Genomic DNA, 14,917 nt, shown 5'->3' on the forward strand with positions numbered 1-14,917 from the left:
CGAATCCTTTTCACCATGCCTCGCATCCCGATCGAAGACAATTACGCCGATATCCTCGGCAAAGCCCAGCGCGGCCTCCGTATCACCGACGAGCAACTCGCCGCCCGCGCTGAAATCACGCCTGCCGAACTCGCTTCGCTCAAAGCCGGCCAATTCGACGAGGCCGCCGCACGCCGTGTCGCGCGCCACCTCCGCCTCCACCCCGGCGCGCTCGTCAACCTCGCCTCAAAAAAATGGTATCCCACGCATCCCGTTTTTCGCAGCGGTTTCGCCGCCTTCAACGCACCTCACGACGACATGACCGTGAACAGTTACCTCGTCTGGGATCACCGCTCGCGTCAGGCCGCACTCTTCGACCCCGGCGCGTCCGGTGAAAAAATCCTCGACTACCTCGCCGCCGAAAAACTCTCGCTCCGCCAAATCTTCCTCACCCACGCGCACGAAGACCACATCGCCGACCTCGGCAAAATCCTCGCCGCCATAAAAACAGCCACGCCTCCCGAAGTCTGGATTTCCGCGCGCGAAGCCTCCGACGTTCCCGAGGCAAAACCCTTTGCCGACAACACCATCTTCCACATCGGCGACCTCACGCTTCGCAGTTACCCGACCTCCGGGCACTCCCCCGGCGGCACCACCTACTACACCACCGATCTCTCGTATCCCCTCGCCATCGTCGGCGATTCGCTCTTCGCCGGCTCGATGGGCGGCAGCGCGGACGCTTACGACGACGCCATCAAAAACAACTGGAAATACATCCTCTCGCTCCCACGCGACACCGTTCTCGCCTGCGGCCACGGCCCAATCACCACCCTGGCTCAGGAAAAGAAAAACAACCCCTTTTTCGCTCGTTGGTAAAAAACACGTTCGTGCAGGAAAACGAAACCCTGCGAAGCCGCGCAAATTATTTTGTCCCCAACGCCGCCTCCACCAACGCAGCGCGATTCAACTTTCCCTGCGCGTTGCGCGGCCACTCATCGACCGGCACGTATGACTTCGGCCATTTGTATTTCGCCAGCGAATGCAGCGCCGACTCAACCCGGCGCATATCGAGCCCCGCAACTGACCGCGCCGGATAACACGCCACCACACGCTGCCCCCATTTCGGGTCGGGCACGCCAATCACCGCCACGTCGGTGAACACGCCACTCGTGCGCAAAATCTCCATCACCTCGACCGGCATCACCTTTTTGCCACCCGTGATTATGACCGCGTCACGCCTGCCAACAATATTCAAACACCTGCGCGCATCCCAATGCGCCAAATCCTCCGTTCGGAAAATCTTCCCCTCGCGTGCATCAGGAAAAAATCCGCGAAACAAACTCTCCCCGCTTATCTGAACCAAACCCGTTTGACCGCGCGCCATTTCGAGCCCCGTCCCCGCGTCAACAATCTCCACGTTCACATGCGGCATCGCGCGCCCGCTGCTGCGGTCATTGGTCTCCAGAAAATCGCTCGCGCCCTGCGCCGTCACCATCGCGCCCGTCTCCGTCATTCCGTAACTAAGCACGACCGGCAGCTTCGCATGCGCGGCATCCTGCACGAGCTGCGGCCACACCGGTCCGCCCCCGACAAATATGCATCGAAACTGATGCAGCCAAAACAACGCCCGCTCGCCTGACACCAGCAGCCGCTGCAACTGAGTGGGCACGAGCGAAACCACCCATCCTCCCGGCAGCTCCGCCTCGCGCGGATAGTTCCCCCGGTCAATCTCCTTCCAATCCCAGGGTAAATGCTCGCCGCAGGTCGCCGCGCAGCGCACGCGCGACATGAAGCTGCTCACATGATGCGCCGGCAAAACATCCACCGCATTCACCCGCGCCATTTCGAAATGTTTGCAAAAACCCGACACCGCCACCGCCAGCGTCCGCTCATCGTGCCGCGCAAATTTCAGCTCACCACTCGTCCCGCCCGTCGGCAGGCACAGCCAGCCGTGTCCGGGCTGATCCATTGCGTCGGCAATTTTCCCGAATCGCTCAAACTGGGCAGTCTCTCTCGCGCCCCATTTCGGATCGCACAAAAAAACAAACCCGCCGCGCCTTACGGCACAGCCCGTTGCCTCCGCCACTCGCATCAATTCAGCGCGTTCCATAAAATCTCCGGTTTGAATTGTTCCAACTCCTCCGCGCGCACAAACGGCGCCGCCCGGGGTCCGTCAAAACGCGCGTCCTCAAACAACGGCCACACGCCGAACCCAAGCGCGCGCGGTTTTTCCGTGTCCGCGAAAAACTCGAACGCCATGTTCAGCGCCGTCTTCGCCCCCACCCCCGTCTCAATCGCCGACGAAAACACTGTGCGTTCCTTCGGCAGCCGTTTGAGGGCGCCATCCGCATCACCCAACAACGACGGCTTGACCACAAAAATTCCCGGCCAGTCCATCTCCAGCCAGCGTCCGACATCCCCCGCGCCAACCACCGACTCATCCAGCGCAATCGGCACCGGATAATCAGTCGCCAGTCCAAGCAGCAAATCCTCGGCTCCGGCGGCGTCCGCCGCGACAGGTTGCTCGATAAATTCCACCGGATATCCGACACATCGCGACAGCCAGCGTTCCGCGTCGCGCCGACCCCACGCGCCGTTCGCGTCGAGTCGCAACCGCGCCCCCGCCGGAAGCGCCGCGCACACATCATCGAGCAACGCCAGTTCGTCCGCCATGTCACCCGCGCCCACCTTCCACTTGAACGTGCGAAAACCCGCCTCCGCCAACGCCGCGATTTTCCCCAACGCCGCGCGCCCCGCCGGCAACAACGCCGCGACCGGAAGGTAGGGCGAAGCCTCCGGCTGAGCCGTTGGCAGATGTTTCTCGGGGAAAGACAGCCCGGCTGATAACTTCGCCCTGCCCAGCGCAAACCGCAAACACGGATACCGCGCCGCGTCGATTTCGCCAATCCGCTCATCACTCGCCCGCGAACCCAGCGTCGCGCACGCATGGGCCGCCTCGGCAACCGTCTCCGTGCCAAACCAAGGGATCGGCGCGCACTCGCCAAAACCCACTCCGCCGTCCTCGTGCTCAAGCCGCGCAAGCAATCCCTCGCGTCGCGTCCACAAACCGTGCGCCGTGCGCAAAGGCGTGCGAAACGGAAGCGAATAACGACGGTATGCAAACGTGTAATTCACGGCGATTTTATCAAGGCGCCCGCAGCAACACATCCGACCACTCGCCCATGGTGCGGTGCTCGATTTTCCACTGCGGCACTATTTTCGCATACGCATCGCGCACCTGCTCGTTTTCACTGGCGAGAATCCCGCTCAAAATAAGCACGCCACCGGGAGCAACCGAATCAGTCAGCTCCCTCGCAAACTCAATCAGCACATTCGCCAAGATGTTCGCCATCACGATCCCGGCCTTGTGACCCGCGAGCCCCGTGACGAGGTCGCCGGTAAAAAAATCCACCCGCCCCGCCATGTCGTTGAGCTCCGCGTTCTCGATGCTCACCCGCACGGCATCGGGATCGTTGTCAAATCCGCGCACATTTTCGTAGCCGAGCTTCGCCGCCGACAGCGCGAGAATCCCAGACCCGCACCCCGCGTCAATCACCCGCGCATCACGATTGAACGGCAACTCGACAAGCCGCTCCACGCACAACCGCGTCGTCTCGTGATTCCCCGTGCCAAACGCCATCCCCGGATCGAGCCAGATAACCTCCTCGCCCCCGGGCAGCGTGAACTTGTCGCGTTCCCAAACCGGAACCCAGTGCAAGCGTCCGAATTTCCACGCCTTGAAGTGCGCCTTGTAGCTGTCGCGCCAGTCGCTGTTGCCCAGCGCGCGCAACCCGGCCTCGCCAATCGGCGCGCCGCCCAGTTGCGGCCTCAACGCGTCCCATTGCGCGCGCGCCTCGTCGCCACTCTGGAAAATGCCGACAACCCACGCGCGCTTTTCAATCACATCCTCAAGCAGGCTCCACCCCTCAATGCCCAACTCGAGCAAAAGATTGTCCGTCTCCTCAACGGAGGCGGGCGTGATCTCGACCTTTATTTCAAATAAATCCATGCCGCACACGACACGCCGGACCTGCATCTTCGGCAAATTGATTTTTCAAAGAATCCGATTTCCCCGTCAGCGCGCAAAGCCGCGCAAAACCGATCCGCTTGACTTTCATCGCGCAACTCTCGTCCATCGAACTATCAACCACATATTCAATTTCGCCACCACGCAGATCATGCTTCCCACCCTTCACACCACGCGCCTCACACTCTCTCCATTCACGCCCGCCGACGCCCCGCTCGTGCAACGCTATGCGGGCGACGCCCGCGTGGCCTCGATGGCTGCGTTTATTCCTCATCCGTATCCCGACGGCCTCGCCGGGCAATGGATCGCCTCGCACCTGCCCGATCACCTCGCGCGCACAAGCACCACGCTCGCCATCCGCGCGCGCGATACCGGCGAGCTGCGCGGAGCCATCGGCCTCAATCTCACACTCGAAAAACGCCTTGGCGAAGTGGGTTACTGGGTCGGCGCGCCCTTTTGGAATCAAGGCATTTGCACCGAGGCCGCCCGCCGCATCATTCAATATGGTTTCGACGATCTCGGTCTCGAAACAATCCGTGCGCATCATTTCCCCCACAACCCCGCATCCGGACGCGTCATGAAAAAAGCGGGCATGACACGCATTGGTGTCATCCCGCGCTGCACGCCCAAGGACGGTCAGCTCCTCGACGCCATTCAATGGCAAATCCTCAAAACTGATTTTGACACACAAGGAGAATAAACCACCCGCCCCACGCGATATTCCAACACAAATCGGCAACTTAGGGCTTCTCGCACGCGACCATCTGCAAATCCGAGCATTCGGACACGTCCGCGGTAATCGTGAAATCGGCTTTGTATGATTTCATCTTCCCCGTAATAATATCCTCGACCTCGTCGCCCGTAATTTTCATCGGAAGCTCGACCGTCAAAGTATAATGCCCGAAAGGCATGTTTCTGAAGAAAACTCTATCACCGCGTATTGAAACCTCGCCCGTCTTTCCAGAATCCATCTTCCAATATCCCTTATAGTATAATGGCTTATGGGTTTCGTTGTCGGGAAAACGTAGCCTCATGATTGCATCCACACGAGGCGCTAGTGTGGCTGCGTGGCGAGATTTTGCGAAATGAACAACAGCTGATTCCTCTTCTCCAAATTCACCAATATTGATGGAGATATTATACCTTCCAAGGGCGACGGACGGAAAGACAACCGACTCGGACAAGCGGATGATACCTATGGCGCGATCTCTGCTTCCTTCCATTCTTTCATCATCAGACATCCACACAAAACACGCATATATCGGGACTTTATAGTCAGCTATTGGGTGGGTTAAATTAAAATCAAATATCATCGGGGCGCTCTGGATGTCCACGGAAACGATCTCTGATGTTTGCAATCTAGCGACCGGAGCCTCCGCAAAAAAAACCGGCACCTCCGGCAACGCCTCGCCTCCGTATCTGGAAAACACGAGTCTCCCGCCGCTTCCTGTCGCGCGCAAAATAAAATCTCGGTCTAGCTTCAAAATACCGTTCTCATTTGTTGAGCCTTTCCGAGTCGCTACTTCGCGGCGATTCCCTTTGAAAACATACAGTGCCGACCTGACTTCCGTGTTGGCCAGAGGCTTCCCGTTTATGGAAATCTTATAATAAACCGGCCCCGGTTTTTTTGGCACAACCGGTTCGTAACCGGTAATGCCCTTGATTGCCGTCACAGCCTCGTCGCACACTGTTTTTGATGGATGCGTTCTTATCACCGCCCGCAAGGGATCGACTATCAGCGGAGACTTGGTTTGGGCCAGACGTTTGATGACCTCCCTGCACTTTTCCGGGTTCGATTCGGGCGCGAGAAGTGTTGTCATGAACCGTATGATGTCATCGCGCAGCCCATGCGAAATTTCCATGCGGCCACCATACCCATAGGGTCGTTTGCGGTTTTTTGCGTCACCCGAAGCATCAACCAATGCAGAAAGGAAATCCAGTTCATAGGATGACAACAGATCATTGTCGCGCATCTTTTCAGCCTCTTTCAGTGCCACGCGTATCGAAGGTTCATCACCCGCTCCCACAAGCAGCCTTAGCGCATAAGGGTTAAACCTTCTTTCGGGACTGATCCTCGCGTCAACATACGCGCCGCGGCAAAAAGTTTGATAATCAATGCCGCATAATTCGACAAGTCGCTGAAACATTGGCACCCTCTCGGGAGAAAACCAGAGCGTGCTATAGTTGTCACTGAGCACTGAGGCGATCGCCAGATCATATCGCTCCTCCATAAGCAAAGCGATGAGCAACGCCTGCCGCTTGGCCTCAAAAAATCCGAATGCATTGGTGCCACAATCGGCCATCCACTCCCATAGAAAAATCTTCTCGGCACTGACCGCGCGTTTCCCTGAGATCATATCCTCCACCATCTGCCAAAACTGGTCTCCCCTATAGGTGTATGACAGACGCCTGTTGTCGGCGACATAGCCATGGTTTTTCGCAAACACAGAATCATTCCACGGCTGCATAATCCGCCTGTATGTTTTCCATGCCTCAAGCTCATCCCTTGAAAGATGCGATGCCATCTTCTCGATTTTGTCATCATTGCTTTCAATTACGATTGGTGGCGGGCGAATTTTCTCAAGCTGAGCCAATTTCCAACGAAGCCAGAAGGACGTGAAATCCTTCATGTAAACTTTCTTGAGATAAGATAGCGGATTGTTGACAAACAACTCCCGCAACACGGGGAAGTCTTCCGGTGCGCCATGTCTACAAGCTTGGCCAAAAACAGTTCCGAAACAGGAATCCAACGACTTGTCCGTTTCACGAATCAAAATTATGCGCTGGCATATTTTCAGAAGATCACCCGCGTTGTTTTTGGGATAAGTGGAGGCGAAATCCTTCCACTCAACGGCCTTCAACGCCATCGCAAATTCCTCGTCGGTTCCGGCGGACAATACCGCCGTCAAAACATCCGGAGCATCAGCATGGACGCTTGGATTCTTTTGAGCCGCAACAACGATCAGCCACAGGATTCCGCAGCCCATCATTGCATACAGGAGCGACTTCAATTTCATATTTTCAAGCAACCAGCGCACCAGAAGCCTCGCAAGCACAATGACATTGCACCTCAGCTCCTAGACGCCTTGCCCCAGCCAATTCTTCAGTTCCTCGTCATTCGCAATCCGCAGGGACGCGCGGTATTCGGGCGCGAGAAGATCGTGAAAACTTTTGTCGGCAAAGCGGCGGCAATGGAGAAGAACCTTGGCACGCTGTCCCGGGGCGCGAACCAGGCGGCCCAGGGCTTGATTCACTTTTTGAATGCCGGGGATTTGATAAACACGGCGCGCGGCCTCGTCGCGTCCGAGATTTGCATAGGCCGCGAGACGCGCGCGCTGGATCGGGTTCACCTCGGGGAGCGCGGGGCCGACGACCATCGCGTGCGAGATGCGGCCGCCGAGCAGGTCGATGCCCTCGGCGAAGCTGCTGCCAAGAACAAGAAGCACCACGCCGGGCGCTGATAGGGATTGCCCCAGCCATGCGTTTTGCGCGGCAAGATCAGGGAGCTTGGGTTGCATCGAAATGCGAATCGCTGGATGCATGTCGGCAAGCTCGCGTTGGATGGTTTCGGCATAAGCGTAGCTGGGAAAAAACACAGCCACGTTGCCGCCCGACGCCGAGGCGAGCGAGGCGATGGTGGATGCGGTGGTTTCGGAAAACTGCGCGCGTTGCTGGTAGGTGGTGTTGACGCGGGTGTCGATGGCAACGTCGTAGGCGTCATCGCGCCAAGGCGTGGCGGCGCGGACATAATGCGGCACGACGGTTGCGCGGGCTTCGTCGAGCGCGAGCAGATCCGCGGCGGAGGTGAGCTTGGCGAATAGTTTTTTTGTGTCGCGCTTGGTCAGCGCGCCAAGCTTATCGAGCTTGGGAGAAGAGGATGCCGGGCCGGGCTCCGGTGTTTCCGGCGAATCCAGTCCGCATGCGGCGGTGAAGTTTTCGACAGGAGTGAGTGTCGCCGAGGCGAGGATGGCGCCGCCAAATTCGGCGATGGCCGGACCGATAGCGTCTGCTGCGTCAAGGCAGGTGATTACGAGGAGCGCGTTTTGCGGGCTCCACCAAAGACGGGGAAGGTCGAGCGACGCGAGATCGGCGGCAAGCTCGGGAATCGACCAGAGCGTCTCGCTGATCCCGGCGGGCATTTGCGCGTAATCGAGCGGCGTGGCGGTGATTTGACCGGCAAGAGTGTCGATGAGTTCGCGAGCGTCGTCCTCGGTCGCGAGCGTGTGCGCGCCGTTTGCCTTGAGCGTGGAGAGAAAGTGGACCCAATGACTCCACGCATTGGAAAGCGCCGAGGGAACCCGGACCATGTTGAACCAACTGCCGACCGCGCGCGCATCGTCCGCGTAAAATGCATGGCTGAAAACATCGGCAACGCGCGACGGGAGATTGTGAGCCTCGTCAACGACGAGCAGCGTGCGCTCCGGATCGTAGCCGGGCTGCCCGGTAAAAATGCCGCGATTGGCCGGCGAAAAAATGTAATTGTAATCGCCGATCCACACGTCGTTGAACGGAAGCGCGGCGCGGGAAATTTCGTAGGGACAAATGCGCGCGTCGGCACCCGCGGCGCGAAGCGTGGCGATGTCGCGCGGATGATCTTCGACAAGATAAAAGCGCGACAGCCCGCTCTTCGGCCAGCGAGTTTCGAGATCGTTGAGATAGGCGCAGGTGTCGCGCGTGCAGTTGTAAGCGGTGTTGATGCAATGCTCGCGCTTGGGGCGCATGAGCCAGGCGGTGACGGGCGTGGCACGGGCCGCCAGCTCGCCGGGGCGGGGATCGTGCGGCACAGGCATCCCGTCCGTGGAATCGGCGGCGACGGGGATTGCGCACGCGGGAGCCACTGAGGGTTGCGATTCGATTTGGTGAAACGAACCCTCCGGATGAGTCGCGTCGATAAACAGCTCACCCGGAGGGTTCGCCCTACCCTGGTCTGCCATATCCGCGAGAGTGCGCGTAACCTGGAGTTGTCCGGTGGCTTTGCTCGTGAGGTAAATGAGTCGGTCAAAACGGCCCTCGCGCATGTGCGAAAGCGCGAGTTCGAGGAGAATGCCGGTTTTGCCGAATCCAGTGGGCGCCTCGAAGAGAACAACCGGGTGTTCGGCAAGCGCGTCGGCAAGATCGCGCCCGGTCGTCTCCTGTCCGGGCCGGAGCGTGGCGAACGGCGAACGATAACGAAGACTGCGAAGACGCTCGCGGGCGCGAAGGCGAAGGTTGAGAAACTCGGTGACTCGCTCGAGTTGCGCGCGAAAAAGCGTGTCGTCGATTGCGGTGAGCGTGATCGTCTGGGCGAGTCCGCTGGCAACTTCGACGAAATGGAGCTCGGCGCGGATGCGCGGGGATTGATTGCCGGTGTCCGCAAGGCGACGCAACTCCGCGTAAGTGGCGAGCTGGACAAAGTAAGCGGGATACTCGGCGCGCAGCTCGGATTCGTCAGCGGGAATGGGACGCGTGACGGTTTTGATCTCGCGAAGGATGAGCGGCGTATTTTCGGTCGCGGGAATGAGCTGGTCGATACGACCGGTGAGCGTGAGTATCCAGCCGCGATGAACAATTTTCCCGGTGATGGGGATTTCGAATTGCGCGGCGGAGTTCTCGGATGCGATTTGCGCGCGGAGCTGGTTATGCCAGTGGGTGCCGAGTTGCGCGCGCCAGAGTCCGCTTGGCGCGCCGGACGCATCGCGCGGCCCGAGGGTGAAATCTGAAAGTTCACCCACGCTCAAGCTGGCGGTGCGTTGTTCGAGATCGAAATCCATCGGAGAAATGCGGAACTCGAAATGCCGAATGCGGAACGACGGTCACGCAAGCGTGTTTTCAAAAAAGAAAAAAGCAGACCGTAATTCGGTCTGCTTGAAAAAGCGCAAAAATGCGCGAGGCGTGTTTGAATAAGGGGACAACGCGGCAGGATGCCAATTCCACACTTATTTGATTGCCGCCACGGCGTCGGCGAAGGCCTTGGCCTTGGCGGTGATTGTCGCCCAGTCTTTTTCCTTAAACGCCTTGGCCTGGACGAGCGAGCTGCCCGCGGCGGTGGCGGTGGCGCCGGCCTTGATGAAGTCGGCCACGTTGTTCTCGTTGACGCCGCCGGTGGGCACGAAGTCGATTTGCGGGAAGGGCGCCTTGACCGACTTGATGTAGTTCGGGCCGAAGAATTCGGCGGGGAAAATCTTCACCGCGTCGGCGCCGGATTCCCATGCGCGAAGAATTTCGGTGGGCGTGAACGCGCCGCTGAAAACCGGCACGCTGTAACGGCGGCAGAGTTCGTTGACCGCGGGAAGCGTGGCGGGCGTGACGATGAACTTCGCGCCGGCAAGGATGCCCGCGCGCGCGGTTTCGGTGTCGAGCACGGTGCCGAGGCCGAAGATAAAATCGGGCAGCTCGGCGGTCGCCTTTTCGAGCAGGCGGATCGCGCCGGGCGTGGTCATGGTGAGCTCGATGCTCGTGAGCCCGCCCGCGGCGAGCGCGCGCGCGCAGTCGATGAGTCCGTCGGGACTGTCGGCGCGAATGAGGCCGATCACTTTGTCGGCTTTGATTTTTGAGAGGATGGCGTCTTTTTTCATGGTTCGGATGATTGGTGGCGAGTTGTGAAAAGTGCAAAGGCCGCAAATATTAAATCGCGAAGTGCGGATTACGAAATCAATGGGAGCCCAAGCGCAAAACGAAATGCAGATGACAGTTTGATGGATTGTTATTCCGCATTCCGTTTACGAAGTAGCCTTGGAAATCCGCACTCCCCATTCGTCAGATTTGATATTCCTGCAACGGCACGGGGTCGGTGATTTTGGCCTTGGGGAGCGCTTCCGTGAGTTGCTCCATGAACCAGGCGCGCGAGGCGGGTTCGCCGTGCGTGAGCACGATGGAGCGCGGGTTGCATTGCACGGCGTATTGCAGGAGTTCCTCGCGGTCGGCGTGGCCGCTGAGTTCGAACTTCTCGACGCGGGCCTTGATTTTCGCCTTCACGTTGGCCGCCTTGAAGAGGTAGGTGTCGCCGTTGCGCGAGGCGAGGATTTCGCCGCCGGGCGTGGAGGGATCGCAGTAGCCGACGAAGCAGATGGTGTTGTTGGCGTTGCCGATGAGGCCCGAGGCGAGGACGTAGGAGGGCGTGCGCTCGACGAGCATGCCGGAGCTGATTATGTAGAGCGCGTTTTGCTTCGGGTCCTCGCCGGGATTGAGTTTGCGGGGCGCGGGTTTGATTTTGAGTTCCTTGATGATGCCGCGGTTGAAATTGGCGTGTTTTGTTTTGCGCGAGATTTCGTCGAGGTAATCGGCGAGGTCCATGCCGAGGCCGGAGGCGTAGATGGGGCAATCGACGAGGCGGCGGAATTTGCGCGCGTCGTGGATAATCGAGAGCACCTCCTGCTGGCGGCCGAGCGCGAAGACCGGGATCAGGCAGGAGCCGCCGCGCTGGATGGTTTCGTTGATCGTGTCGACGAGACGCACGACTTCGTTGGCGCGGGATTTTTCGGGCGGGCGCTCGGTGTTGCCGCGCGTGGTTTCCATGATGATCGTGTCGAAACGGTCCACGGGAAACTTCGCGCCGTTGAGCGTGCGCTGGTTGTCGAAGAGCACGTCGCCGGTGATGAAGATTTTGCGGCGCTTGTGCTGGATTTCGACGCCCGCGGCGCCGGCGACGTGACCCGCGGGATGGAGGATGAAGGTGATCGCGTCCTTGTTGCCTCCGGATTGCACGCGCTTGGCCTGGCCGAAGGGGATGCCGGTGAAGCGTTTTTTGAGGCGGTCAATTTCCTCGTGCGTGAAGAGCGGATACTCGGGAATGTTGGCCTCCTCCTTCTGGCGGAGCATGACGTTGGCGGAGTTGTGCAGCATGCGCTCGAGGAGCATGGCGCTGGAGGTGGTCATGACGACGGGCGCCTCGGGGTGCTCGCGCATGAGCACGGGCAGGCTGCCTATGTGGTCGAGGTGGCAGTGCGTGATGATGATGAGGTCGAGGTGGACGCCGCGGATTTTGCTGAAATCGGGCGTGGCTTCGCGTCCGGCTTTTTTCGGATGGAGGCCGGAGTCAATTATGACTTTGAGTTCGCCGATTTGCAGATATGTGCAGTTGGCGCCGATGGCGCCGTCGCGGTTGAGGTCGATTAGCTTCATGTTGTGCGCACAAGAAAACGTGCGCGCGGGCGGCGGCGCAAGTGTGAATCCCGGGACGGCGCAAACACTCTTGCGCTCCGGCGGCGGCGCAATAACGCTTCACCCCCATGAAAACCGATGCCATCGAAGTCTCCGTCAAAGCCGTCATGCCGACCGCGAACGGCTGCGCCGTGTTCCTCGGCGCCGAGGGCAGGCACTTTGTGATCTACGTCGATCATTTTGTCGGCAGCGTCATGCAGATGGCACTCGACGGCGCGAAAAAAGAGCGTCCGCTCACGCACGACTTGATCGGGCACATCCTGCTTGGCCTCGGCGCGGAACTGGAGCGCGTGCTCATCAACGACGCCAAGGAAGGCACGTTTTTCGCCCGCATTTTCCTGCGCATGGAAAACGAAATCGGGAAAAAACTGCTCGAAATCGACGCCCGCCCGAGCGACTCCATCGTGCTCGCAATCCAGCATTCGCGCCCGATTTTTGTCGCGCGCAAAGTGTTCGACTCCGCCGAGGACATGACCGAATTGCTTGAGCACCTCATGGCGCAGAAGGCAGTCGAAGAAGATGACGACGAAAGTGATGACGACGGCATCGACGACATCCTTTCCGAACTCGCGGAAGACGACGAAACAGAGGACGAGGATTCCGACGACGAGGACGACGAAAAATAATATTCCATCCCGATTCAATCCGTCGCGGCTGCGTCTCCAGAAATAGTTTTGCCTCAAAGCACACCCGCGCAATGCCCCCCGCCGCAACCACACAAAATACCGCGAAGCCCGCTTCGGCATGGAACCGCGTGAAAGCGCGCCCTTGCGCGGCGCTCCGCCCCGCCGTTCTTTATTCGGCCGGGGAGTGGCTCGTCGCCATTCTGCTTTCGGTTAATCTTGCATGGACTTCGCTCTGCCTCGGCGGCGTGCGCGCAGAGACGATGGTCTGGTCAAGCGCGCTCACATTCGCAACCGCCGCAATCGCGATGATTCGCATGATTTGGAGCGGCTCCAAATCCCATTGGACCGCGGCGTGGCTGGTTCCTTTTCTCCTCTACGCCGGCGCAAGCGTTTTATACATCACCCCCGTGCGCTGGCTCGGCGCGCGCGAACTGATGTTGTGGATTCAGGCATTCCTCGTCTTCGGCATTGCGCTCGAAAACCTGCAAAACAAGGGGCCCCGCCGTCTCGTGCTCGGCACGGTCGCGCTGCTCGGCGCGGTTGCGCTGGTTCTTTCCGCCTACCAGCTCAACGGCCATGAAACATGGTTGATGCTTGGACGCGTGCAGGCCGGGCAATACGTCGGACGCGCAAGCGGATTTCTCGGCAATCCCAATTCGCTCGCGGCATTCTACCTGCTATTGATTCCGCCCGTGCTCTCGCTCGCCTGGCGGCGCGGCGCAAACGGCGTGCAACGCATCGCCTGCGGATATGTCGCGCTCGCGCTCATGCTCGGCCTCGTGCTCACGCTCAGCCGCGGCGGCGTGCTCGCGTTCACCGTCGCGCTTGTTTGCTGGCCGTGGTTTGTCGGCGAGTGGCGTTTTTTTCGGCGCGCGCTCGCTTGTGCCGCGGTTCTGGCCGTTGCCGCGCTTGCAGCGCTTGCGATCTGGACCACCCTGCCCTCCGCGCGCGAACGAGCGCAGAAACTCGTCCTCGATCACGGCGAAAAATCGCGCGTGATTCTCTGGCAGGCGTCGCTCGAAATAACCGCCGGCGCGCCCGTTCTCGGCACCGGCGCGGGCAGCTTCAACACCGTTTTCGAAAAACACCGCCCCGAGGGTTTTCTCAACAACCCGCAGTGGACGCACAATGAATTCCTCAATTTGCTCAGCGACTACGGCATCGCCGGTTTCGTGCTTTTTTTCGGCGCGGTGTGCGTGATCGCGTGGAAAAGCCGCCGCAAGCGCCCGCGCATCACCAACACCCCGCGCACGATTCCCGACGGCGTTTTGGCCGAAACCGCGTTCACCCGCGCGCTCGGCATCGGATTGCTCGGCTTTGCATTTGCGTGCATGGTGGATTTCCACATGCACATCCCCGCGCTGGCGATGATAGTCGCAGTTTGCGCCGCCGAAATCGTAAAACGCCGCGAAGCTAACACGCAGCCTTCGCAAACTGCACAGGGTAAAAATGCGCCGCGCGATATTCCGAAAAAAGCAGCCCAAATCGCCACAGCCCGTGTTTTCGGACAGCGTGTAATTGGCACCGCAATCACCCTCGCAGTGCTTGCGCTGGGAGGGATTGTCTTCGTGCAAACCTACCGGGCCGAGGCCGCGCGCGTTTCCGGACGCGAACAAATCGACGCGCTCGCGGGTCGCGATCTGAAAACCGCATCCGACCGCGCCGACCGCCTGCAAACATTGACCCGCTCCGCCGCGTTTTTCGACAAGGCGATCCGGCTCGATTCCGACAACGCGCAAGCTTGGTCCGACCGCGCCTATGCGCTCGCCCTGCACGCGCGCATTGAAAAACAAAATGCCGCGCAACTCGGCGGCGAAGCCGAAACCGCGGCCCGCGCCGCGCTTGATCGCGCGCCGGAAGTGTCCGAGTTCTGGCTGCGTCTCGGAGTCGCGCTCGACCTGCAAGCGCGCACCAACGAGGCAGGCGATGCCTTTGCCCGCGCCCTGCAACTCGCGCCCGCAAGCCCGCTCGCGTGGTATCACCAAGCCTACCACCTCAGTCTTTCGCCCGTGAAACGCAGCCTTGCGCTCGCCGCGGCCGACATGTGCTTGCGTCTTGACCCCGGCCACACAGACGCAGATAGTTTGCGAGTGAAATTGCAATCAAACCGCTGATGGCAAACACCATTTCACCGCCAACAACCTTT

At 59.7% G+C, this 14,917-nt stretch carries 11 protein-coding genes; 4 read left to right on the forward strand and 7 right to left on the reverse strand.

What is annotated here, in order from left to right; all coding sequences use genetic code 11:
* Window positions 1–15 precede the first annotated feature (15 nt).
* Complete coding sequence (locus M2447_RS08200) at window positions 16–855, forward strand: MBL fold metallo-hydrolase (RefSeq protein ID WP_277558173.1); 840 nt, start codon at window positions 16–18, stop codon at window positions 853–855.
* 46 nt (window positions 856–901) lie between these two features.
* Here the strand turns inward: M2447_RS08200 and M2447_RS08205 are convergent, their stop codons facing one another.
* The 3 genes from M2447_RS08205 to M2447_RS08215 are packed head-to-tail and all read right to left on the reverse strand — an operon-like array spanning window position 902 to window position 3,988.
* On the reverse strand, window positions 902–2,089 hold the full coding sequence (locus M2447_RS08205; protein WP_277558174.1) for an AMP-binding protein: 1,188 nt from the start codon (window positions 2,087–2,089) through the stop codon (window positions 902–904).
* A complete protein-coding gene (locus tag M2447_RS08210) occupies window positions 2,071–3,114 on the reverse strand; it encodes an o-succinylbenzoate synthase (RefSeq protein ID WP_277558175.1) in 1,044 nt (347 codons plus the stop codon). Before M2447_RS08210 ends, M2447_RS08205 begins: the two co-directional genes overlap by 19 nt.
* A 10-nt stretch (window positions 3,115–3,124) precedes the next feature.
* On the reverse strand, window positions 3,125–3,988 hold the full coding sequence (locus tag M2447_RS08215; protein WP_277558177.1) for a 50S ribosomal protein L11 methyltransferase: 864 nt from the start codon (window positions 3,986–3,988) through the stop codon (window positions 3,125–3,127).
* Window positions 3,989–4,157: 169 nt separating this feature from the next.
* Here M2447_RS08215 and M2447_RS08220 point away from each other — a divergent pair, with 169 nt between their 5' ends.
* The gene (locus M2447_RS08220; protein WP_277558179.1) at window positions 4,158–4,706 is read left to right on the forward strand and encodes a GNAT family N-acetyltransferase; all 549 of its coding nucleotides are present in this window, start codon (window positions 4,158–4,160) and stop codon (window positions 4,704–4,706) included.
* A gap of 40 nt (window positions 4,707–4,746) precedes the next feature.
* Here the strand turns inward: M2447_RS08220 and M2447_RS08225 are convergent, their stop codons facing one another.
* The 4 genes from M2447_RS08225 to M2447_RS08240 all read right to left on the reverse strand — a co-directional run bounded on the left by M2447_RS08225 (window position 4,747) and on the right by M2447_RS08240 (window position 12,106).
* Window positions 4,747–7,062 carry a hypothetical protein gene (locus M2447_RS08225; RefSeq protein WP_277558180.1) on the reverse strand — a complete coding sequence of 772 codons (2,316 nt, stop codon included), beginning with the start codon at window positions 7,060–7,062 and terminating at the stop codon, window positions 4,747–4,749.
* Window positions 7,063–7,083: 21 nt separating this feature from the next.
* Entirely contained in the window at window positions 7,084–9,756 is a 2,673-nt protein-coding gene (locus M2447_RS08230) for a helicase C-terminal domain-containing protein (RefSeq protein WP_277558182.1), read from the reverse strand.
* A gap of 165 nt (window positions 9,757–9,921) precedes the next feature.
* Window positions 9,922–10,560, reverse strand: a complete 639-nt coding sequence (gene eda, locus M2447_RS08235; protein WP_108826295.1) for a bifunctional 4-hydroxy-2-oxoglutarate aldolase/2-dehydro-3-deoxy-phosphogluconate aldolase — start codon at window positions 10,558–10,560, stop codon at window positions 9,922–9,924.
* A 181-nt stretch (window positions 10,561–10,741) separates the two neighbouring features.
* Window positions 10,742–12,106, reverse strand: coding sequence for an MBL fold metallo-hydrolase (locus M2447_RS08240; protein ID WP_277558184.1), 1,365 nt, complete (start codon window positions 12,104–12,106; stop codon window positions 10,742–10,744).
* A 107-nt stretch (window positions 12,107–12,213) separates the two neighbouring features.
* Between M2447_RS08240 and M2447_RS08245 the strand changes: the two genes are divergently transcribed.
* Together M2447_RS08245 and M2447_RS08250 are read left to right on the forward strand one after the other, a co-directional pair.
* Window positions 12,214–12,771, forward strand: a complete 558-nt coding sequence (locus tag M2447_RS08245; protein ID WP_108826297.1) for a bifunctional nuclease domain-containing protein — start codon at window positions 12,214–12,216, stop codon at window positions 12,769–12,771.
* A gap of 71 nt (window positions 12,772–12,842) precedes the next feature.
* On the forward strand, window positions 12,843–14,885 hold the full coding sequence (locus tag M2447_RS08250) for an O-antigen ligase family protein (RefSeq protein WP_277558185.1): 2,043 nt from the start codon (window positions 12,843–12,845) through the stop codon (window positions 14,883–14,885).
* Window positions 14,886–14,917 lie beyond the last annotated feature (32 nt).

Source organism: Ereboglobus sp. PH5-10, from assembly GCF_029504735.1.
Classification (GTDB): domain Bacteria; phylum Verrucomicrobiota; class Verrucomicrobiia; order Opitutales; family Opitutaceae; genus Ereboglobus.

Bases quoted from the DNA above. Each gene is read 5' to 3' on its own strand.
- M2447_RS08230 (WP_277558182.1), bottom strand. From the start codon at position 9,756: ATGGATTTCGATCTCGAACAACGCACCGCCAGCTTGAGCGTGGGTGAA.
- M2447_RS08215 (WP_277558177.1), bottom strand. From the start codon at position 3,988: ATGGATTTATTTGAAATAAAGGTCGAGATCACGCCCGCCTCCGTTGAG.
- M2447_RS08245 (WP_108826297.1), top strand. From the start codon at position 12,214: ATGAAAACCGATGCCATCGAAGTCTCCGTCAAAGCCGTCATGCCGACC.
- M2447_RS08250 (WP_277558185.1), top strand. From the start codon at position 12,843: ATGCCCCCCGCCGCAACCACACAAAATACCGCGAAGCCCGCTTCGGCA.
- M2447_RS08200 (WP_277558173.1), top strand. From the start codon at position 16: ATGCCTCGCATCCCGATCGAAGACAATTACGCCGATATCCTCGGCAAA.
- eda (WP_108826295.1), bottom strand. From the start codon at position 10,560: ATGAAAAAAGACGCCATCCTCTCAAAAATCAAAGCCGACAAAGTGATC.
- M2447_RS08240 (WP_277558184.1), bottom strand. From the start codon at position 12,106: ATGAAGCTAATCGACCTCAACCGCGACGGCGCCATCGGCGCCAACTGC.
- M2447_RS08220 (WP_277558179.1), top strand. From the start codon at position 4,158: ATGCTTCCCACCCTTCACACCACGCGCCTCACACTCTCTCCATTCACG.
- M2447_RS08205 (WP_277558174.1), bottom strand. From the start codon at position 2,089: ATGGAACGCGCTGAATTGATGCGAGTGGCGGAGGCAACGGGCTGTGCC.